This window comes from Rickettsiales bacterium (genome assembly GCA_029252805.1).
Lineage (GTDB): Bacteria > Pseudomonadota > Alphaproteobacteria > Rickettsiales > JALZUV01 > JALZUV01.
Genome location: JAQXAR010000006.1, coordinates 26,027 through 47,124 on the forward strand (window position 1 = coordinate 26,027; position 21,098 = coordinate 47,124).

The 21,098-nt window shown below is 43.2% G+C and carries 25 protein-coding genes; 13 read left to right on the forward strand and 12 right to left on the reverse strand.

All coding sequences use genetic code 11. The features are described from left to right. Positions 1 to 50: 50 nt before the first annotated feature. The 5 genes from P8P30_01420 to P8P30_01440 are packed head-to-tail and all read right to left on the reverse strand — an operon-like array spanning position 51 to position 3,910. Positions 51 to 1,223, reverse strand: coding sequence for a glycosyltransferase (locus P8P30_01420; protein ID MDG1286205.1), 1,173 nt, complete (start codon positions 1,221 to 1,223; stop codon positions 51 to 53). Next, positions 1,198 to 2,235, reverse strand: coding sequence for a glycosyltransferase family 4 protein (locus tag P8P30_01425; protein MDG1286206.1), 1,038 nt, complete (start codon positions 2,233 to 2,235; stop codon positions 1,198 to 1,200). The genes P8P30_01420 and P8P30_01425 overlap by 26 nt, the downstream gene beginning before the upstream one ends. After that, positions 2,232 to 2,717 carry a hypothetical protein gene (locus tag P8P30_01430; protein MDG1286207.1) on the reverse strand — a complete coding sequence of 162 codons (486 nt, stop codon included), beginning with the start codon at positions 2,715 to 2,717 and terminating at the stop codon, positions 2,232 to 2,234. The genes P8P30_01425 and P8P30_01430 overlap by 4 nt, the downstream gene beginning before the upstream one ends. Beyond that, complete coding sequence (locus P8P30_01435; GenBank protein MDG1286208.1) at positions 2,659 to 3,510, reverse strand: hypothetical protein; 852 nt, start codon at positions 3,508 to 3,510, stop codon at positions 2,659 to 2,661. The genes P8P30_01430 and P8P30_01435 overlap by 59 nt, the downstream gene beginning before the upstream one ends. Further along, a complete protein-coding gene (locus P8P30_01440) occupies positions 3,491 to 3,910 on the reverse strand; it encodes a response regulator (protein MDG1286209.1) in 420 nt (139 codons plus the stop codon). The genes P8P30_01435 and P8P30_01440 overlap by 20 nt, the downstream gene beginning before the upstream one ends. A 308-nt stretch (positions 3,911 to 4,218) precedes the next feature. Here P8P30_01440 and P8P30_01445 point away from each other — a divergent pair, with 308 nt between their 5' ends. Next, positions 4,219 to 5,658 carry a UDP-glucose/GDP-mannose dehydrogenase family protein gene (locus P8P30_01445; protein ID MDG1286210.1) on the forward strand — a complete coding sequence of 480 codons (1,440 nt, stop codon included), beginning with the start codon at positions 4,219 to 4,221 and terminating at the stop codon, positions 5,656 to 5,658. Positions 5,659 to 5,672: 14 nt separating this feature from the next. Beyond that, a complete protein-coding gene (locus tag P8P30_01450; protein ID MDG1286211.1) occupies positions 5,673 to 6,530 on the forward strand; it encodes a response regulator in 858 nt (285 codons plus the stop codon). Between the two features lie 15 nt (positions 6,531 to 6,545). Here the strand turns inward: P8P30_01450 and P8P30_01455 are convergent, their stop codons facing one another. Beyond that, on the reverse strand, positions 6,546 to 7,985 hold the full coding sequence (locus P8P30_01455) for a sigma-54 dependent transcriptional regulator (GenBank protein MDG1286212.1): 1,440 nt from the start codon (positions 7,983 to 7,985) through the stop codon (positions 6,546 to 6,548). Between the two features lie 132 nt (positions 7,986 to 8,117). Then, complete coding sequence (locus tag P8P30_01460) at positions 8,118 to 9,125, reverse strand: response regulator (protein ID MDG1286213.1); 1,008 nt, start codon at positions 9,123 to 9,125, stop codon at positions 8,118 to 8,120. 218 nt (positions 9,126 to 9,343) lie between these two features. On the opposite strand from P8P30_01460, the gene P8P30_01465 reads away from it, so the two are divergent. The 3 genes from P8P30_01465 to P8P30_01475 all read left to right on the forward strand — a co-directional run bounded on the left by P8P30_01465 (position 9,344) and on the right by P8P30_01475 (position 11,791). Further along, positions 9,344 to 9,694 (forward strand): Hpt domain-containing protein, encoded by a 351-nt coding sequence (locus tag P8P30_01465; GenBank protein MDG1286214.1) that lies wholly within the window; start codon positions 9,344 to 9,346, stop codon positions 9,692 to 9,694. Positions 9,695 to 10,012: 318 nt separating this feature from the next. Further along, positions 10,013 to 10,876, forward strand: coding sequence for a response regulator (locus P8P30_01470; protein ID MDG1286215.1), 864 nt, complete (start codon positions 10,013 to 10,015; stop codon positions 10,874 to 10,876). A gap of 24 nt (positions 10,877 to 10,900) precedes the next feature. After that, a complete protein-coding gene (locus P8P30_01475) occupies positions 10,901 to 11,791 on the forward strand; it encodes a response regulator (GenBank protein MDG1286216.1) in 891 nt (296 codons plus the stop codon). 67 nt (positions 11,792 to 11,858) lie between these two features. Here the strand turns inward: P8P30_01475 and P8P30_01480 are convergent, their stop codons facing one another. The 4 genes from P8P30_01480 to P8P30_01495 all read right to left on the reverse strand — a co-directional run bounded on the left by P8P30_01480 (position 11,859) and on the right by P8P30_01495 (position 15,446). Next, entirely contained in the window at positions 11,859 to 13,604 is a 1,746-nt protein-coding gene (locus P8P30_01480; GenBank protein ID MDG1286217.1) for an ATP-binding protein, read from the reverse strand. Positions 13,605 to 13,660: 56 nt separating this feature from the next. Beyond that, positions 13,661 to 14,029 carry a group 1 truncated hemoglobin gene (locus tag P8P30_01485; protein MDG1286218.1) on the reverse strand — a complete coding sequence of 123 codons (369 nt, stop codon included), beginning with the start codon at positions 14,027 to 14,029 and terminating at the stop codon, positions 13,661 to 13,663. Positions 14,030 to 14,364: 335 nt separating this feature from the next. Next, the gene (locus P8P30_01490; GenBank protein MDG1286219.1) at positions 14,365 to 14,778 is read right to left on the reverse strand and encodes a recombinase family protein; all 414 of its coding nucleotides are present in this window, start codon (positions 14,776 to 14,778) and stop codon (positions 14,365 to 14,367) included. A 113-nt stretch (positions 14,779 to 14,891) separates the two neighbouring features. Next, a complete protein-coding gene (locus P8P30_01495; GenBank protein ID MDG1286220.1) occupies positions 14,892 to 15,446 on the reverse strand; it encodes a hypothetical protein in 555 nt (184 codons plus the stop codon). Between the two features lie 228 nt (positions 15,447 to 15,674). On the opposite strand from P8P30_01495, the gene P8P30_01500 reads away from it, so the two are divergent. Then, positions 15,675 to 15,953, forward strand: a complete 279-nt coding sequence (locus P8P30_01500; GenBank protein ID MDG1286221.1) for a hypothetical protein — start codon at positions 15,675 to 15,677, stop codon at positions 15,951 to 15,953. On the opposite strand, the gene P8P30_01505 is transcribed toward P8P30_01500, so the two are convergent. Next, entirely contained in the window at positions 15,945 to 16,403 is a 459-nt protein-coding gene (locus P8P30_01505) for a transcriptional repressor (GenBank protein MDG1286222.1), read from the reverse strand. The two genes, P8P30_01500 and P8P30_01505, sit on opposite strands and share 9 nt — an antisense overlap. A 77-nt stretch (positions 16,404 to 16,480) precedes the next feature. Here P8P30_01505 and P8P30_01510 point away from each other — a divergent pair, with 77 nt between their 5' ends. The 7 genes from P8P30_01510 to P8P30_01540 all read left to right on the forward strand — a co-directional run bounded on the left by P8P30_01510 (position 16,481) and on the right by P8P30_01540 (position 20,973). Beyond that, positions 16,481 to 17,125, forward strand: a complete 645-nt coding sequence (locus P8P30_01510) for an ATP-binding cassette domain-containing protein (GenBank protein MDG1286223.1) — start codon at positions 16,481 to 16,483, stop codon at positions 17,123 to 17,125. Next, complete coding sequence (locus tag P8P30_01515) at positions 17,122 to 18,378, forward strand: ABC transporter permease (GenBank protein ID MDG1286224.1); 1,257 nt, start codon at positions 17,122 to 17,124, stop codon at positions 18,376 to 18,378. The genes P8P30_01510 and P8P30_01515 overlap by 4 nt, the downstream gene beginning before the upstream one ends. Positions 18,379 to 18,384: 6 nt before the next feature. Further along, positions 18,385 to 18,870, forward strand: coding sequence for a hypothetical protein (locus tag P8P30_01520; protein ID MDG1286225.1), 486 nt, complete (start codon positions 18,385 to 18,387; stop codon positions 18,868 to 18,870). Next, positions 18,863 to 19,384 (forward strand): DUF3299 domain-containing protein, encoded by a 522-nt coding sequence (locus P8P30_01525; GenBank protein MDG1286226.1) that lies wholly within the window; start codon positions 18,863 to 18,865, stop codon positions 19,382 to 19,384. The genes P8P30_01520 and P8P30_01525 overlap by 8 nt, the downstream gene beginning before the upstream one ends. Before the next feature lie 104 nt (positions 19,385 to 19,488). After that, positions 19,489 to 19,755, forward strand: a complete 267-nt coding sequence (locus P8P30_01530; GenBank protein MDG1286227.1) for a hypothetical protein — start codon at positions 19,489 to 19,491, stop codon at positions 19,753 to 19,755. A gap of 8 nt (positions 19,756 to 19,763) precedes the next feature. Further along, complete coding sequence (locus P8P30_01535) at positions 19,764 to 20,378, forward strand: hypothetical protein (protein ID MDG1286228.1); 615 nt, start codon at positions 19,764 to 19,766, stop codon at positions 20,376 to 20,378. A gap of 49 nt (positions 20,379 to 20,427) precedes the next feature. Next, a complete protein-coding gene (locus P8P30_01540) occupies positions 20,428 to 20,973 on the forward strand; it encodes a DUF924 domain-containing protein (protein ID MDG1286229.1) in 546 nt (181 codons plus the stop codon). Positions 20,974 to 21,098 lie beyond the last annotated feature (125 nt).

Here is a 21,098-nt window from a genome sequence, read left to right on the forward strand (position 1 = left end):
TCTTATGGAGATGCGGATCTATTATCGCATTCCCTAACTTCTATTAGTAATTAACGCACAAGCTGTGCCAGAAAGCTGAAAACGATACTAAGTTCATGTATTTGCTTCTGTATATGGAATTCTTGTAAACAGCGCTCACGTCCGTTTTCTCCCATTTTGAATAATTCGGCTTCTGGTTTATCCCAAATCTGGAAGAGTGCCTGACCTAGCGCCTTTCGGTTTCCGGGCGGTACGAGGATACCATTTTCGGGCGCTACCATATTCGGAATGCCCATAAATTCGGTACTAACGATTGGCAATCCCATCGCCATGGCTTCCTTAATAATGACTGGGCCTGTGTCTTGTGCACCATCCCTACCTCGTCGGAATGCAGATACTAATGCTCGGTAATAAGGGGCATGCTGTTGTAGCCAATCAGAAGGTTTGGCGCCTAAAAATGATACAATTTCATTCAATTGCAAATCGGTACAGAGTTCTTCTAATTCGGTGCGTAATGGCCCATCGCCCACAATATCCAACGGCAACCTCTGTTTGGGTGATAGATCAGCAATGGCGTGTAGCAAGTCATCGACTCCCTTACAGTCGATGAGTCGCCCAACAAACAATAACCGCCCGTTTGATTTTTTGATTGCGGGAGGCTGAAAATACTCTGTATCCACCCCGCAAGGAATCATATGGATCGGGGTATTGGTTTGGGCAGAAAGCGTTTTTTTCATTGCATCGCATACCGCGATCACACCGTCACAATAATCCAGTTTAGCTTCCAAATCTTCTGGCGTAGCATAGATGTCGGAACCATGGCACGTCATGGTGATGGGCACGCCTAATAGCTTTGCCGCCACGATTGCATAGGCCGAATGTCCCCAGGCGAAATGGGTGTGTATCTGAGTCCATCCCTGTTTTCGTCCCTTTATAGCAAGCCGGATGCCCTGATAGAGTAATGAAAGCAGGGACAGTTTTCGTTGTTTTAAAAGAAACGCAAAGGCGGAAAGCATGTTCGGGATAAAACCCAACAGCTCTCGCCATGAGGGAACAGGAAGATGCGGTAAATAATAGGCTGTGTGCGCCAGTTCCTGATCGCGCTTAGAGAGCGTCGATGCATCCTCCGGCACCATCGCGACAATATCGGTGGGAATGCCAACCTCGCGCAGTGCGCGGGTTTCATTGCGGATAAAGCTTTCTGATAATACCGGAAAGCTACCTAATATAATGCCGATATGCATAAGCCTCCTCATAATGTTTGATAATCATGGGTAATATTATCTCCGGTGAATAGCGTTCCCGAATAGTTTTGCGCGCGCTATCACGCATCACCCTACGCGCCGCCTCACTCATCAACGACCAGTCCGTTACGGCCTCGGCCAACTGTTTCGGGTTGCCGGATTCTATCAAAAAACCATTCTGTTGCGTCTGGATAAGAGAGGGAAGTCCTCCCACTGCATAAGCCGCAACCGGAATACCATGCGCCATCGCCTCTAATGCTGCCATTGGCAACCCTTCGCGACGAGAAGGCATGATAAGCAAATCAATGTCCTTCCAATGTGGTTCCATCGAATCCACCTGACCGGCAAAACTCAAATTGTCAGGAACCTCGAGCAACTGACGCATAGGACCGTCACCATAGATGGTAAATTGTTGTTCTGGGCATGATTTGGCTAAATCAGTAAAATGATCCGGCCCCTTTTCATGCGAGAGGCGCCCGACAAAGGCGATTTTCTTGCCAGTTCTGGAGATGATCTTTGGAACAGGAACAAAATTGGGAATGACACAGGTATCATCTTGCAAACGTTCGGCGACCGTCGCACTCACTGCCAATATTGCTTGAGCTAGTGGCGCTGTTTGTTCATCCAGCCAACGATAGCATTGCACTCGAAAACTATTTGCATCACCACTGTGATAGGTGGAAATACAAGTCACTGTGTACCAACGCGCGGCAATTCGACCTAAAATTCCTGCTTTATAACCATGCGTATGAATTAAGGCCGGGCGATGTCGTAGGATTGCTTCTTTCCAGCCTCGACAAGGATGTGCGAGTGTCATGATTGAAATATCGGCCTTCTGTAATGCTTCGCGTAATGGATGTTTGCCGTAATCTCGCAAAAACACCACACGTGGCTGATAGCCGAACTGTAGCAATCCTGTTGCCAACTGATAGATATGACTTTCAATACCGCCGAAATGCTGCGAGTCCACAGCCAGCCAGATTTCAGTGCCTTCTTTTCGTAAATGCTTCATCGCCAAAACCCTTCAAATGTCACAGATGCTTCACTCACGCAATTTGATGGATCATGCAGAGCCAGTACGGTGGGGAACGGTATTTTCTCTATCCCTGCCATGCGCCATAAGGGTGCAATCCCTTCACGCCACAGATAATACCCACTGGGAAAACTACCCCCCTGATAATCTCGATAGAAAAAGACAGGTTTATGGTGATTTTTCTTTTGCACCATACTCACCGCTTCCGCACTCTTGAACAGGGGAATGATCGTCAGTGACTCTCCGCAGCGTGGATGAGTAAAGTGATATGCAGAAAATACCCCACCAGAAGTAAGAACCTGTTGCGCGGCAAGGGAGAAGTCATGCAGCTCCATTGCTGCAAGCAACCGTTTTTGCACTTGCCGTTCCATGTCGGCTGGCGGTTCGTAATAGCGTTCCGCCTTACCCCACAGCGCGATGCTGGCGAGTAGGATTACAATAATCCAATATCTCTTTTGCATACATCCTCCGAATAATAATGAACATGAGTAGAATAAGCGTCAGTTCGTACGCCGCTTTACCTGCTTCACCATGAAGCCAGTGATAGACTTCTTGTGATAAGGTTAGCATCGCCAGTCGCAGCCAATTGAGCGCTAACACCATTACCGTGAGTGTCAGCAGCACGGTAGCATCGCGCTGCTGCCAGCGATGAGACAGGCTTCGTGCCGCTACTAGCCAGCCCAACCAGATAATGGAAAGATTACTAACAGAAGAACAAGGTGCCAGGATCAAAATCGAGCGACCTGCTTGCGTGGTGATGAGGTTATCACTGCGCTCGGAAACAAACCCAGCCAAATTGGCAAGCGTTTGCGCCAACAACGCGTCCAGACTCAAGACTGAAGAGGCAAAGGTTTTTAGTAATATCATGACCACCGGTTCACGTGCAGAAACGGCAAACAGAACCAGGAAACCGGCATAAATTTGTGAATGGCGACGATAGTGCCAGCCATACCAAAGTGCAAAGGCAGCTAAAACGATCCAACTCACCATCGCACTGGGAACACAGAATGCCATAAGACAGAGAAGTATGATGGCCTTATCGGTCATTGTAAGGGAATGGTTACCTGTTGCCCCTATTATGAACCGCAATGCAACAATGATGGCGATCACCACAAATAAGTTTAGATTAAAGCCATGTAACAATGCATCAAATGCATTCTGTTCTGATAAGGACAGCAATATCGGACGGCTGAGTCCATTAAGACAGCCAATCAACGCAATCAATGCGAGCAGCCTATGACGAGATAACGGCATGATTCTCCAGCTCTTGTAATGTGATGTCTAATAGAGACTGACCGATGGGTTTTGACAAAAAAGCTGTCACGCTATTTTTGGGAAAACGATGGGCGAAATTTTGCATGACATGGGCAGAGGTGACTATGACGGGTATATTCTTTAATGCAGGCAAAGATTGCAGTTTTTCTATCACGGAAAATCCATCCATTTTCGGCAGCATAATATCCAAGAAAACAGCATGATAACGATTCTGTTGTAAGGTAGCTAATGCCTCTTCTCCGCTATTGACTACCTTTACGTGATGACCACGTTCACGCAGTAATGAAGAAAGATGTATAAAATGTGTCATATCATCTTCAACGATGAGTAACTTCAACTTTGAGCGGGATGTGCTGCGTGTTGTTTCGAACAGTTCCATAATGTGTCTTTCGTTGATTTAAATAGAGATAAGCAGTTCTTATACCAACTGTGTTTAAGTCTAGTTATGTTGAAAATATTTTACGAATATCTACATTAAAAACAGATAGTTATATGTATTTTATCTCCTTTTTTCTTTGTGAATTTATGTGAATAATGCAGTGCAAAAACTCCCAATTCTGGAAGGTTTTTATTCATATTGGGAAAGGTTTCTGAGGTGAATAGTAATAAAGATATATAATACAATGGTTTAATATATGGCATCTCATTTGCTTCTTTAGAGGTAACTGCAACTAAAGGAGTCACGTTATGAATTCAGCTTCACTCAAAATTACGGTTATCGGAACTGGCTATGTTGGCTTGGTTACCGGCTGTTGCTTGGCAGAAATTGGACATCAAGTCACCTGCATCGATACGGATAAAGAAAAAATTGCACAATTGCAGCAAGGCGTTCCCACCATTTATGAGGATGGTATGGAAGCCCTGCTAAAGCGCAATATTGAGCGTGATACCCTTCGCTTTTCTTCCCATATGAAAAATTCTATACCCAATGCAGAAGTTGTATTTTTGTGTGTAGGAACTCCACCCCGCAAAGATGGAGGAGCGGATTTATCCTATATTATCAATGCAGCAGAGGAGGTTGCTAAACATCTAAGCGGTTATACTGTGATTGTGAATAAATCTACAGTTCCACCACGTACCGCTCTTTTGCTGGAGCGTAAGATCTATGCTGCCAAAGGTGACATAGACGTAGATGTTGTTTCTAACCCGGAGTTTTTGCGAGAAGGCTCTGCCATCAAGGATTTCATGCGAGCAGAGCGCATTGTGGTGGGCAGTGATAGTCAACAAGCCATGCAAACCATGAAGTGGGTCTATGAGAGCTTGATCGGCAATCATGTTCCCTTTGTAGAAACCGATACCGTGAGCGCTGAATTAATTAAATATGCTGCCAATGGGCTACTTGCTACAAAAATTTGTTTTGCGAATGAGCTTGCAGACTTATCGGAGAAACTTGGTGGTAACATGGACGATATTAAACAAGGAATCGGTTTAGATAGCCGTATCGGTCAGCAATTCCTTAATCCTGGGCCAGGGTTTGGGGGGGCTTGCTTCCCCAAAGATGCGAAGGCACTGGTTCATATTGGTAATCATTTTTGTGCCCCGATGACGGTGATGCAGAGTGTGCTGGTCAGTAATGAAGCTCGTCACGAGCGAATCATGCGTCGTATCCGCAAACTGACTGGAGGTCTTGCGGGGCAACATATTGCAGTGCTTGGCTTGGCATTTAAGGCGGGCACCGATGATATGCGTGAAAGCCCTGCTGCAGAACTTGTAAGAGCACTTCATCAGGAAAAGGTCAATGTTATTGTGTATGACCCACAAGCCATGGACGGAGAAAAAGCCCAATTGCCTGATTCTGTCCATTGTGCGGAAAGTGCCTATAGTGCGGTGGAAGGCGCTGATATGGTGATTATTGCCACAGAATGGTCAGAGTTTATCGAGTTGGATTTAGATAAAATAGAAATAGCGATGCGCCAGCCGCTCATGTTGGATTTGCGCAATATTTATGATCTTCAGAAAATGAAAGAATCCAATATTATCTATCATTCACTGGGTCGACCATCGGTGAATGAAGACAGGCAAGCTGAGGTTATCTCTTTTGTCAATAAGGCACCCATACAGGGCGCCGCTGGGACTTTTTTGGCAATGCTGCTCGTTATTCTGGCAAGTGAATGGTTCTATATTTAATCGGGAGAGAAACAATGCATAATACCATAAAAGAGAATGACTATCGCTTTTTCAAAAATAAATTAGCAGATATATCCTATGATCGTGATGCTAAGTGGCATGTGGTTTTGGTGGGTGTGGAATCGCTAGGTGTATCCAGAGAACGGCATCGTAGCATTAGCGAAATTAGTCTGCCGCAAATGCTGGCGACGATAGAACAAAATGTGAATATTCAATCGCATTGCTTTATTGAAGAAACTCGCACTATTATTCTGTTATGTAGTGAGAATATTCAAGATGTAGAAGCGGCTATTACGGAAATTTCTGATTTCTACGAATATTCTGATGAACCCGGTCATTTTTTTTTGAAAGACAAAACGGGCATCCATTCTGGAAGCTTTCAACAAGCGTTGCCTTACTTAGAACCAATGATGGAAACAGAGGTTACTGAACCGTTGCCTGCAAAAGTTCTTTTGCCGCCGGTAGAGGGGCCCTTAAGGGAAAATTATTACACAGACAAACATTCAAAAAATTCTCAAAAACCGACGGTTCTTTCAGTGGATGATGAACCTCATATTCATAGTCTACTGCGTAAAACTCTCGGTCAAGAATACCATTTCATACGCGCTTTTAATGCAGAGTCTGCGATTCAGCAATTTTTGGATCAACAACCGGATGTGAGCATTCTTGATATGGGTCTGCCTAGTATCTCCGGCTATGATATTGCTAAATGGTTTAAAGAAGTGGATCCTGAAACAGCGATTATTATGTTAAGCAGTAGTCAGCGAAGAGAAGATAGGCATGCTTGTGAAATGCTTGGTGTTAATCACTACCTAAGCAAGCCATTCCAGACTACAGCCTTAAAGCAAGCGATTGAGACTTGTGTGCATTAGAAGAGTAGGCGCGTGCTATGCTCCAGTGCCCTCAATAGGTTCTTCTACAGGAGTATCTATCCCTTTTTCTTCATCAATACGACGATAGAGAGTTGATTTGCCAATGCCGAGTGCTTTCGAAGCTGTCACAACATTGCCCTGATATGCATTCAGCACCTCTTCCATGACTTCCCACTCCATTGCTTTTAGGCTTTTGAACTGTCCTTGCTGATTGCGTAGGCCGATATAACCGTTTGCCTCGCCGGTGATATCAAGCTCTGGATGTCCCAAATAACTGGTGTTTGATAAAAAGTGAGTAAAGGCACGTACGCTGATTGTGCCGTCAGTATCGAGTACAACAGCTCGATGAATCGCTGTCTCTAATTCGCGTACATTGCCGGGCCATTCATATTGCAGCAAATACTCCATCGCTTCATCTGTAAGTGTTGGAGCCTCACAGTTATTCTGTTTTGCATAATGCTGTATAAAATGTTCAGTCAGTTCGGGAATGTCCTCACGGCGTTGACTTAATGAAGGGATTTCTATCGGGATACCATTTAAACGAAAGTACAGATCCTCTCTAAAACGTCCTTCTTTTACCTCCCGAGGTAGATGGCGATTGGTCGCTGAAATGATACGTACATTAACTTGCACCGTATTAGTCGCGCCAACAGGTTCAATCTCTTGTTGTTGTACTGCACGCAAAATTTTTACTTGCGCATCAAGGGGCAACTCTCCTATTTCATCTAGAAATAAGGTGCCATTTTGTGCCTCCAAGAATTTCCCTGATTTCTTGCTAACAGCTCCGGTAAAGGAGCCTTTTTCATGGCCAAATAATGTGCTTTCTACCAGTTTTTCGGGAATAGCGCCGCAGTTAATCGCAATAAATGCTCCTTTATTGCGATCCGAAGCATGGTGAATAGCGTAAGCAAATAACTCCTTACCGACACCGCTTGCTCCGGAAATAAGGATGGGAATATCGGAAGGAGCGGCACGCTCAGAAATACCAATTACTTGTTTCAAGCCAGTTTCATGGCCAATCAGATCGCGAAACCCTCCTACTTCTCCTGCTTTTTTCCGTAAACGCTTAACTTCTTTTTCCAATGTTTGCGTTTCAAACATATTATTGATTGAGGTTATCAGTCGTTCTGGATGGATGGGCTTGGTGATAAAGTCATTAGCACCCAATTTCAGCGCATTAACGGCATCTCTTAAATCATCGCTACCGGTGACGATAATAACCGGCAAATCAGGGTAATTTTCACGTAAGTTTTCCAACGCCTCAAATCCACCCATTTCAGGCATCCCAAGATCAAGTAATACTAAATCGATATCGTCTTTCTGCTTAAGATAGTATAATACCTCATGTCCATTTTGTGCGATGCTGGCGGTGTATCCAGCATGAGGCTCCAGCGCTTTTTGTATCATGCGTTGCTGTAAGATATCATCATCTGCAATCAGAATGTGACGTGCCATAGACTTCCCTTAAAAACTGTTTTCTACAGCAAACTATACTGGCGAATGACTAAGAAACTATTAAGTTTACAAAGCCTTCCCGCAACGAAATATGCAATGAGTTTTTGGTCAAAGCTTGTGGATAGATACCGCTTAGGTTGTTATTATGATATTGATGCAACTTTGTTCGCCTATATTTTCAACCTCAATGTCAATGCCAACCTCCTTGAGTGAAGGTACAATAATGCCTGGCCCAAAACCATTTCGATATAAAGGCTTACTTAGAAGGTGACTGTTAATTTCGAATAAAGGGGTGAAAATTTGTAACCACAATAGCGGCTTATCCTCTGTCTCCACAAGTTGGCAATTTAGAGAAAACTCTGCTTGATGGTGTTGAAGTATCAGAAAATGAAGTAATTGGAATAATGCATTCTCTAGCTTCTTTTTATCCAATACTAATGGCTCTTTGGGGTATGAAATAGGCCGTATAAAGCTAATATTTTTCTGGGCAGCAACAGGCTCGACGATTGCCAATATACTCTGTAACCATTGTTCTATATGAACGGGATCTCGTGTTGTACGTAACTGCCCATTCAGCGTATGATAATAATCTAAAATATTATGCATTACACTCTGTAATTCCATCAGACTATAGTTCAACAATTCAGCTTCTATTGTATTAACAGCGGTTTCTGGCGTCTGAGAGAATCCCTCGATAGAGGCCAATGTTCCAACGACATCATGGTACAATGCTTCCATGATGGGCAAAGTCATTAAATGCGGAGAGGCATGGCGGTGCTTTAGAATAGAGGTGTGTAATACGTGGTGAATTAGCTTTTTGCTCGTAATGTTTTTGGGTAAATATCCCTCTATTCCTATATGGAATATATTTTTGACGACTTCCATATTCTGTTCAGTACTTCGAATGACAATAGGGATATCTGGGCATAATTCTCTAAAGTTTTTAACGGTTTGAATTCCTTCTGATTCTTGCAATCCTAGATCTAGGCACAGAACATCGATCTCTGTTGTATCAATGTATTTCTGTGCGGCGGCAAGGGAACTCACCGTGCTCATTTGCATATTGTCACAACTATTTACTATTTTGGAAAATAGTCTCTTATCCAACGGATTATCTTCTACATAAAGCACTTGAGCCATTTTCTTATCTTTCTTGTTAATGTCCTCTGAAAAGAACATCGCAAGCGCTATGCCATTAAGAAGTGCCTGTAAAAAGTAGAAATTCTCTTATTTTTCGCAATAAAGGTACCATTTTGGGAATATTATTCTCGGTGCGGGAAGAAATAAGAAAAATTGAGATAAAAAATAAGAGAATCGCTGTGTTCTCTGCATGGCATGGCAATTGCCTGTATAGTATTATGAAGAAAATTATGATGAATGACCAAACGGTTATGATTGATTTGGATGCATTTTCCGAAGTAGAGAAATTGATGGGATATGAATTTTCTGATTGGCTACAGCAATACCTTTCTCATACTCAGGAGCTTATTCATCAGCTTGGGAATGCTATTGATGGGGGTGATTTAAAGCTATCCCGTAGTACCGCTCACCAACTCAAGTCCAGCAACTCGCAAATGGGGATGAGCAACCTTCATCGACTGGCCTGCCAGTTGGAAATGAATGCTGACATAGAGCAATCATCACAACAATATGATGCGTTATGTAAAGAGTTCTCTTTAGTGTCTGAGTTTGTGCAGTCTTGGATATAAAGTATCTGCTGTAGTCTCCTAATATGCAGTAGAGGAAACATCTTTTGTATCTAATACTTACCTCAAAACTCACTCCGGAACTCGCTAAAGATGCTTATCTATGTTTGAGCTATGAAAGAGGCTGTTTGTTGTTTTTGTTCCCTCGTCATAGATTGAAGAAAAAACTCCCAAACTCAGAATAGAATTCCCTAAATGGGAGGAAAGCATTCACATAAACCAATCAAGCTATTGATAAATATATATAATGATATATGGCACGTCTTTTGCGAAGTATCACCTAGAAACGAAATACTTCTAACGGAAAGAAAGAGGAAAAAGATGATTATTATTCAGTCTCAAGTGGAAAAACGTTTTATCGAGACACTGGAAGCAGTGAAAGAAAAACCTGGCAATAAGCGTTGCCTCTGGCTGGAACTTTCGCATTTGCCTGAAATTTCCAGGTCTGCGTTGCAGGAGGTTGTTTCTGAGGCCTGTCGCCTCTTTCAGAATGATGATTACCAGCTCTTTCTATTGGAACAAAAAGGAATCATAATCGTAGGAAACGGGATCACTATAGAGCAAATGGAGCTTTTTTATCATGCGGTACAGACGGCACTAGATGTTACTTTGGTCTCAAAAAATATCACTTTATACGAATTATGGCTACAATGGGGAGAAGTAAGTGTTATGGCAGAAACACTGCTTCAAGATAAACAGGCGAATATTCAACAACGCAAACAGCGAGAGGTTGAAAACCAACGTCAACAAATTCTTGATCTGAGTTTTTCTCCTGAAGAAGTGCAAAGGATGCGTGATAAGCGCAAGCTACGTATCCATACGGAAGTAATGGTGGTCGAGGATGACTTATTCTCTCGTAAATTGGTGTGTAATGCATTGGAGAAACATCATAGTACGACTGTGGTAGAGAACGGCTATGCGGCACTTACTACCTATGTTTCTGCTGCACCAGATATCATTTTTCTTGATATTGACCTGCCGGATATTAGTGGTCACGAAATCTGTGCAAAGCTGATGGAAATCGACCCCAAGGCGCATATCATTATGCTTAGCGGAAACGGTGATAGAGAAAATGTAATGCGTGCCATTGAGCAGGGAGCAAAAGGCTTCGTGGGCAAGCCATTCAGTCGGGAAAAACTTCTGCAGCATATACAGAAGTGTCCAACACACAAAAAATCTGCGTAATCAACAAATCGAAAGGGGATATCCATGGATACCTATGAACAAAATAATGCGCTATCATTAGAAAAAATTGCAGAAGTATTAAGGAAAGACCCAGAGAGTTGGGTAAAATGGAATGCCATACATATTAGTACCGGTACGAAAGAATTACCGCCCTATTATCCAGAGGAAGAAATACGTAACACCATTCAACGGGCTACAGATAACCTGAATAGTAAAAGCTATCTTTTACAAGATGGAGATATTCTGATTATTGCCTGTGCTATGCCAGTAGCGCAATTAAGGCTTCTAGCTAAAGAGTTAGTGGACGTGTTACATATGCCCTGTGAGGAAGAGGCTACATTCCGTTTGTATCATTTAGCCGATGATCACCAAAGATTTGCATTTTGCTGCGAAGCAAAAGCGGAGGTGCTTTCGATAAAAGTAGGTGAAGCTACAGCAAACGTTACTGATGGCATTATAGAAAAAGATGAAGTCGAATTAGACACTTTAGAGATGGTAGAAGAGACAAGTAAAATACTCAGTCGTCATCCAATGTTTTCACGTTTTGAAGAAGAACGTCTTCATAAAAAAGTATTAGTAGTGGAGGATGACTCACTTACGCGACGCATGGTAGGAAAGGTCCTTCAGGGTGATGATAGTGAACTTATCACCGCAGAAGATGCATATGAAGCACTAGCTCATTATGTGGTACATACTCCAGATATTGTTTTCGTAGATATCGGATTGCCTGGAAAAGACGGAAAAGCACTGCTGCGTATGCTCCTTGAATACGATCCCAGTGCCAATATCGTGATGTTTAGTAGTAATAACTATATAGAAAATATTGTTGAGACGATAAGTTCCGGTGCATCTGGGTTCGTGGGTAAACCTTTCCACAAAGAGCAACTCCTCCATTACATCAACAAAGCTGGGTAACTCTAAAGGCTGATTCTAGGTAACTAATTCAGGAAAAAAGGGCGGGTGGACTAATCGACTCGCTTATTCAAGCGTAACGTTTACTCGCAAACTGCTCTACCTGCTGTAATTTTTCCCGAATCTCGTTTAAGAGAACTTCTTTTTCTCTTCGTTCTTTTTTATGAGAGAGTTCCGCTTGTTTACAGGAAGCAGCTAATGCGGTTGCACCGAAATTAGCTGCTGATCCTGTGAATTTATGCGCTGCTCTTTGCCATTCTTCATTATCGTTCAGACTATCGGACAGTGTCTCCATCGTGAGTACAGCTTGTTCAATAAATAGTTCAAAAAGCTCACGTTCCTCTCCTAAATCACCGTCCGTAAACATTGCTAGATGCTGTAGATCAATCACGTTACTTTCTAGGCTGACAACATCTTCCGAGGTTGTGTTACATGCTTCAGTACTTGTGGTTTTGGTTAGCCATCGCTCCAACATCATTTGCAAATTGTCTCTTTTTAAAGGTTTGCTAAGGTAATCATCCATTCCGGCATTCAGACATTTTTCGCGATCACCTAACATTGCATTTGCTGTTACGGCAATGACTGGAAGGTGAGTGTCTTTCTCTTTTCCCCGTAGGAGGCGGGTGGCTTCATATCCATCCATTTCCGCCATCTGGCAATCCATCAACACGAGGGCATATTTTTTCTTCTCGATCATTGCGAGTGCCTGTACACCGTTTTTGGAGGTATCCACGTTTTCAAATCCTATTTTTGCAAGGAGTTTGCGCGCGAATATGCGATTTACGGGGTGGTCATCTACCACCAGGATGTGCCTCTTGCGAGGGGCTGCAATTTTGCCAAAGGTATTCGTGCTAACTGTTTTATGATTGACCGCGGCCATGCTGTCCTCTGCCTTTTGCATAGGTAGAGCAAAAGAGAAAGTGGTACCTTTGTTCACTTGACTCTCCACGGTAATCTGTCCCCCCAATAATTCGATTAATTGTTTGGTAATTGCCAATCCTAGCCCAGTACCACCGTATTTTCGTGTTGTAGAGGCATCGGCTTGGGTGAATTTATTAAAAATATCTTCTAACTTTTCTTCGGGAACCCCAATACCTGTATCTTCAATGAGGAAAAAACACTGCCCAGCTTGAGCAGTGATTCGCAGTTGAATGTGCCCTTGCTCGGTAAATTTAATAGCATTACTCACTAAGTTGCGCATAATTTGCTGTAGTTTGATATAATCTCCCAGTAATATCGTTGGTACGTTGTGAGAGATGTCTTGTTTTAGCATTAGGTTCTGATTGTTTGCTTCGGCCTCATAAAGTTTGAATACCTCCTGCATCATTAGACGGATATCGAAAGGAACTGTTTCTATCACGATATCGCCGGATTCTACTCTAGAAATGTCCAAAATATCATTCAATTGTGTGAGTAATTCGTCACTGGAATGATAAATTGTATCAGTGAGTTCTCGCTGCTCTGTACTCAATGTAGTGTCTTTGAGTAGTTCGGACATCCCCAATATACCGTTCATCGGTGTCCGCAGCTCATGGCTCATATTCGCCAAAAATTCTGTTTTAGCTTGATTGGCATCCTCGGCTTTTTCTAACGCAATTTTCAATTTCTCATTTTGTCGGCGTTGATGTTTCATGCTCTCTTCAGCGTCAAGGACTAACGCTTGGCTCCGACGATCGGCCCGGCGCATTTTTATTGCTTGTGTTTCATTCTTCTGCCTTTGCTGACGGAGCAGTAAAATATTAACGATCGCTCCCAATGCAAAGGTGCCAACGCAAAGGTAGAGCCACTGCTCTTGGTTAAGGATCAAGAAAGCCACCGTTGCCAATATAGCAATTGTGTAGCTAAGAAGCATGATTGATAACAACGAACAATTCATCGGTTTAGAATATCATCTCTTGTGGTTTCCACAATCGCCAGAGCCTCCGCGATTAGCTCATCTGGCACAGATAACTCTTCCATAGCAGTTTTGAGATGTGTTGCCACTGCATCGAAATGCTTATCGGACAGCCCATCTTCTGCAAATCGAGCATGGGCGCGGCGCATCGTTTCTCCAGTATAGTTATTGGGGCCTTCAAATGCCATGGTGACAAAGGCTGACTGGCTAAGACGCAGGCGACCAATATCAATATTGTCAAAATAGGGTGCCAATAATTCGTCATTCAGTATTTTTTTATATAGTTTTGCGACAGTCGCGTTTACGGCACCTTCGCCGCCTATACGATCGAACAAACTTTCGCTCATGAATTTCCCCTATGTACGGTGTTAGGTGCAAAGGTTATCTCATTCTGAAAATTTTGGATAGGAGATTATCTACGGACTTTTCGTAAGTGGTAGTCTAATTGTTTCACAATATTTCCTGATAATTCCCTGTTATGTGTTTTAGGGAAATGGGCGTGAGAGAGGCAGAAAACTTAACTCGTGACTCAGTCAAAAGGCACGATATCCCTGATATTTTGACGAATTACCCTGTATTTCAGCCCTTATCAGGGAATCTCATTCGAAGAACTATGCTGGCAGAACTCACAGCACCGCCATTTTTCTTGTAAGTCACTGACTTATATAAATTTATATAAGTGCTAACGCTCAAAAACATGTTGGATGGTTTTGACATCTTCATCATGAATAACGAGCTTCTGCTTCACCGCCTCATAGCCCATCGGCGGCAGGCCGCCCATCCATTTACCTTTTTGTTTCGACATTGCAATTTTGTCTCGAATGCGCTCACCGGTAACTTCGCGTTCAAACTGCGCGAAACTCAATAGTACATTCAGTGTCAGCCGCCCCATCGATGTAGTGGTGTTAAATTGCTGGGTGATGGATACGAATGAGATACCTTTGGCATCCATCAGTTCCACTAGCTTAGAGAAATCTGTTAGCGAGCGTGTCAGGCGGTCAACTTTATAGACGACGATAATATCGACTTTGCCAGTTTCGATGTCTTCCATTAGCCGCTTTAGTGCCGGGCGCTGCATGTTGCCACCACTAAGCATCCGTCGCAAGCCATAACCAGCAGGGCCGCCACCATGCTTGCTCCGTATCTGGTATGTACCAGATGACTTCTCTCAGACATGATGTATTTTTAAGCGACAAACCCCGCCTGAACTTAATCAGAACGGGGTTTGTTTTTTGCCCAATAGTGCCAGAAAATACGTAATGGCGTGTTGACGATATATGCCAATTTTACCATCCAATTTTTCCAGCGAATTTGGTGACAGCTGTTGGCGGTTTGTAATACCCACTTACCTACATGAGTATGAAGGATAAACCATCTTCCACCTCTCGTAGCCGAAAAATAGGGGATGAGTATCTCCAACCACGCATGCGAGTGTGGGATTGGCAAACCTAAACCGTGGCTCAAAGCTTCCACCAAAATAATAAATGCAATAATCACATCCATCAAATAGGGAAACTTAGCAATCTGCTTTGCGAGCCAATGACGCAGAAGCATCACCAGCAGCGAAAGCGCAATTGAAACGATAATGGTCAATTGCTGAATTTGCTGAGCTTCTTTTGCACGCTCAATAATTCTTGGCCCCGGATAAATAGGGTTAGAGAAAAACCAAGCGTAGAATGCTATGGCAATCAATGTAAAAAAGATAACTGCCACAACGCCAAGGGCGATTCTTTGCTTTTTCATTGGCAAAGGTTTTGTATCCACAGCGAAAGCTGAATCATGGTAGCGGAAAGCTAAAATGGTTCCGCTGTAGATTTGTTAGAAAATCAAGAATGAAATGTTATATTATAACATTTAGTTGCACTGCGCAACGAATAACGTTAACAAGCATCATAACAAAGGTTAGGTTTCATGTTGTTACGCTATAGTTCGCTCTCGTTTATTCTTCTTGGTTGTCTAATGCATTTATTTTGCTGTGGTATTCCTACTTTGATGGCTTTGACCAGCCTTGCGGCGGTGTTGGGGGTATCGACTGGGTCGCTCGGAGAATGGGAGTGGTATGAAGCGATTGAACCTCACGTGTTGGTCGCTTCAGGAGTCTTATTACTATTGAGTATCATCTCTTCTGTGATGAGTCGTTATATGGATTGTTCAACGCAGGAAAGTTGTTCGCATCCGCCTTGCGCGCCACAAAAAGATTATTACCGCCTGATACTTATCGCGGTAACGATCCTTTATGCATTTAATCTGACTCTCTACCTTTTAGCTTGAGCAATCGACGCAAAGGCCAGTCAGTTCAATTGCGCCTTGCTGCGGTGTAAAGCGATGCTTTTGCGTTAATTGATGGATCGCAGAAGCGGTTTGGTTATCGCAGCTTTCTTCAGCCGAACCGCAGTCTGTGCATACTAGAAGCTGGCATAAATGCTGTTCTAACGGATGAGTGCAGCCAATATAGGTATTTTGGTGGTGTAGTTTATGCACTAATCGGCTTTCCTGAAGAAAGTCTAATGCTCGATAAACAGTGGGAGGAGTGGCAGAATATTCCCCTCCTTTAAGTGCCTCTAGAATATCATAAGCTTTGATTGGAGTATGTGTTCCCCAGACTAACTCCAGCACCTTACGTCTGATGTTAGTGAATCGTAAGTTCTTATCTTCGCAAAGCAACTCCGCTTTCTGTAAAGCGGTTGCAGTGCATTGATTATGAGTCGTACATTCTTGCATAGTAGCGCCTTGTTTGCAGAATTATATATGTTATAAACTAACATAATTGGTGAGTGTAATGCAATGGAGATTATTGAGTGCTTGAGATTGAAAATATTAGCTTTGTAATAGAGCAGAAACCTATCATTCAGTCTTTATCTTTTTCACTAGAGACGGGCAGAAAGATGCTAGTTTTGGGTGCCTCTGGTAGTGGTAAAACTACTTTGCTCGCGATGATTGCAGGGCTTTTAAAGCCTAGTTCTGGCGAGGTGCGCTATGATAATCAATCACTCCATGATCAAACGACAAGAGAGGTCGATCACTTTAGGGGACAAAATTTGGGTATTATCTTCCAAAATCACCATCTGATTAAACCACTCACCGTCATGCAAAATTTGCAATTAGGGTTAAATTTTACGGGTAAGGAAGTGGAGGAAGTCAGACTCCAAGAAACCCTTAAAAGATTAAACCTTGAATCGAAAGTACACCAAAAAGCTTCGACTCTAAGTATGGGAGAGGCGCAAAGGCTCGCCGTTGCACGGGCCGTCATTGGCAAACCAAAATGGATATTATGCGATGAGCCAACCTCTGCGTTAGACGACGTCAATTCACAAGCGGTGCTTAATTTACTGGAAGAAGAAGCTCAGGCGTGCGATGCCTCGCTTATTATCGTGACGCATGATAAGCGCGTGAAAGCGCATTTTTCTGATGAACAGGTGATCGAATTGGAGGCGGTGTCATGAGAGCTTATTCGATTGCCTTAGCTTACCTGAAAGATAAGCCTTTAAATTCTGTTTTACATATTAGCATGATGGCGCTGGGCATGATGTTGATGACCGCATTGATTTTACTAGGACATCAGTTAGAGCAACGCCTTTACCGAGATTCGGCAGGGGTTGATTTGGTGGTAGGCGCAAAAGGTAGTCCGCTGCAACTCATTCTTTCAAGCGTACAGCATGTCGATATTCCAACGGGTAATATTCCGCTCAAAGAAGCGCGAACCATTCAGAAGCACTCGCATATCAAACAGGCTATTCCGCTCTCACTAGGCGATAGTTACCGAGGGCATCGTATCGTAGGAACCGAACCTGCTTACCTAAAGCATTTTAATGCGAAGCTTGCCCAAGGCGAGATATGGAAAGGAGCGATGCAAGCCGTCATCGGCAGTCAAGTTGCGACAAAGACGGGTTTAAAGTTAGGCGATAGTTTCACCGGTAATCACGGATTAATGGATGGTGGCCATGCGCATGACGAATCTCGCTATCAAATCACGGGTATTTTGCAAAAAACGGGAACGGTGCTGGATAGGCTAATCGTTACTTCTTTAGAGAGTGTATGGGATCTACACAGCGAAAAGCCGCATCGTGAGGATGAAGAGGAATCACATGACGAACATGCTCATCACGAGCACAATCATCATGAAGAACATGAAGAGGAAATTGATGAAAAGCGCGAGATAACTGCGTTACTGGTGACCTATCGTAACCGTTCTGCGGTGATGAGCTTTCCGCGTTATGTTAATCAGAAAACCTCGATGCAAGCAGCAAGTCCGGCTTTTGAGATGGCACGACTACTCGATTTAATTGGTGTTGGCAGTGATACACTCCTGCTATTTGGTGGATTACTGGTAGCAGTCTCTTTGGCCAGTGTGTTTATTGCCTTGCTCAATTCCATTCGCGAGCGACAACATGATTTGGCAATCTTTCGTACATTGGGCGCCTCGCGCGCAACCTTGTTTCATTTGGTGCTGACAGAAGGTCTTTTGATTGCGTTGATTGGAAGCTTGATTGGTTGGGGTTTGGGACATCTAATCCTCGAACTCCTAGGAACCATGACCGAAAAAGGGCAGGAGATAGGATTAACGGGAATGCTGTTTTTGCCTTCTGTGTTATGGCTTTGGCTAGGGGTAATGATTGCATCAAGCATAGCTTGTATTATTCCCGCTTGGCACGCGAGCAAAACAGAAATATTCACCCTATTACAGCGCTCGCACTAAATGATAATGTGGCAGAAATTCAAATATAAAGAAGAGCTTCTTACTTTTGTCATTATACTTCCCTTTATCTTTGGCAGCGTGTTTCTTTATAAACGTTACATTGATCCGCCGTTGGAGGTGACGCACGAACACGCGCTCCCATGGGATTCTTTACAGGACGCTTTTCAGGCGCTAAGTGGCCGTGATTTTCTTTACGGAGAAACGCTTAAGAAATTACAAGGGATGGAGCAAAAAACCGTCGCCATTTATGGCTATATGTATCCGATAAGAATGGGAGAAAAACATAATCATTTTCTGCTGAGTAAGCGGTCTCATGTTTGCCAGTTTCACATACCTTCCCATTCAGGCAATATGGTCGAAGTCATAATGGAGGGTTCAGGAATCGCTTATACGCGTAGGCCTATATTGCTGACAGGGGTGTTTTCTATTCCAAATGATAAAGAGTTAGGCATTACTTTTAGATTGGAAGAGGCTGAATTTGTCGATGATTAAATATTTTCTCGGTATTCTTGTACTGCTGTCAGTTAGTATGGCTTATATCGCTTACTCACCTGCACAGAGCTTTTCTGAAGAACCGATGCCTGAATATCTAATGGAGGAAGATTGGGAGCCATTGCAAGTAACAGGCGGTGCCATTGCCTGGGAAGTATTTGCCACTACGAAAGAGCATGAATCCTGCACCATGGGTGATGATGGTTACGATATTTGTCTCATCAAACCAGAATATAGCAAAGCAGTGAAAGCTCTAGACGGCAAGCACGTAACGCTTATGGGCTATATGTTTCCATTGGAACAATCGGAGAAACATAAAAACTTCTTAATTGGCCCTTATCCTTTAAGTTGTCCCTTCCATTATCATGTAGGCCCCACACAAATGGTGGAAGTCTTCACCGAGGAGCCCATTGCTTTAAGCTATGAACCCATCAGTCTTGAAGGCACCTTACAGCTAAGGTTTAATGAAGATACGGGTGTGTTTTATTATTTAAATAGCGGAAGGGAATTATAGAACCCGTGTCGCTTAAAACTCATCTTTGCAATTTCAATTGCGCAAGCGAGAGCTGTCACCAAAACGTCATTTTTGCCATTTGTAAATTGTGTTACATTGAATTCATGCGCAAATTGTGTCTAATATTTACGTTATTCTTTATAACTGCATTGCTAAGCGTCAGCTTGCATGCGGCAGAGTTTGGTGTGGATACGCATGAACATCATGGTGAGGAATGCCAACTCGATGATGTGTTAAAACAAGATGCCAGCAGGGATACAGCAGTCAAAACGCTTGCGATGCCTGTTAGCACAAAGCTGCGTCTTTCTGACGTAGGTAAGAATTTCAAGCTTTCCACCATCATCACGATGCGACATTCGGAGGATCTCTAAAACATTGGGTGATTGGTGAGGCAATTGGTGATTTAGGAGCAGTACCGATAGCAATTGCTGTGCAACGTCATGCTCCAGGTTTTATGGAATGGGTTAATAATGGTATGGAATCCATTTTCGGTAAAACCTATCGCAAGAGTTCGCAAAAAGCGGCACTCAACTGGGCACTAAAAGAGGGACTATCTCCAGATGATCCCAAAGTTAAGAAATATGCCGATGAACTCTATCATCATGAGATTAGTCATTTTGGGCAGGCGGCAGTATGGACGGTAGCTTCTGTAGGACTCAATGTTGCCTCGCAAAAATTGATCACTGGTAACCGATTACCTGTTTCTTACATGTTGTTGTACAAGACATTCGGCGCCGCAACCAGCGCAACGCTATTGTTTGGTGGCAGAGCAATGGCTCCAGAAAAGTTTCAGTCATGGGATCGCTGGACAAGTGAAAATATTTTCACCCCAATGACAAAAACAGTGGGAAAGCTATTTGGAGTAGATGAGAAAACAGTGGAAGAAACCGTGAAGAAGAAAGAACGTATAGAAGAAGGAGATTGGGCCGTAAAAAGCAAGAAGACCAAAGATGAGTCAAAAGATTCAGAAAAGAGCTCTCTTGCGCGTAGATAAAGTTCTATGCTGAATGTATTATATTGCCAATAAAGCGGAGATTATATTCATGCCTATCACGCCTAAAAACATCCTTGATTTCTGGTTCTCAGATCGGGTGGCTCCTCTGCGCTTTAAGAAAAACGCGCAATTTGATCAGGAAATTTATGACCGCTTTTTCTCCGCTTATGAAGAAGCGGTTGGTGGTATGTTGAGTGATTGGCAACAAACAGCAGATGGCTGCCTCGCGCTCATTATCCTGTTAGATCAGTTTCCTCGCAATATGTTTCGTAGCACCCCAAAATCATTTGCGACGGATGGGCAAGCGATAGAAATTTCAAAAGAAGCGATTAACAAAGGTTCGGACATTGATCTCACTCAGGAGCAACGCGTATTTTTGTATATGCCTTTCATGCATAGTGAAGAGCTGACGGAGCAGGAGCTTGCTGTGGAGCTATATCGAAAATTAGGCATAGAAAGTAATCTAAGATTTGCGATTGCTCATCGTGATATTGTAGCACGCTTTGGCCGCTTCCCTCATCGTAATGACATCTTGAAACGTGACTCCACGCCAGAGGAAATAGAATTCTTAAACGGACCAAACTCAGGCTTCTAATTCGTATACCCGGAACAATCTTATCTTTAAGAATTTCTGCCGCTTCATCACAAATGCCCTTCAAAAGGTTACGCTTCATGATAATGCTTTTCACATCAAGATTGAGTGCAATCGCAATTTTGTCT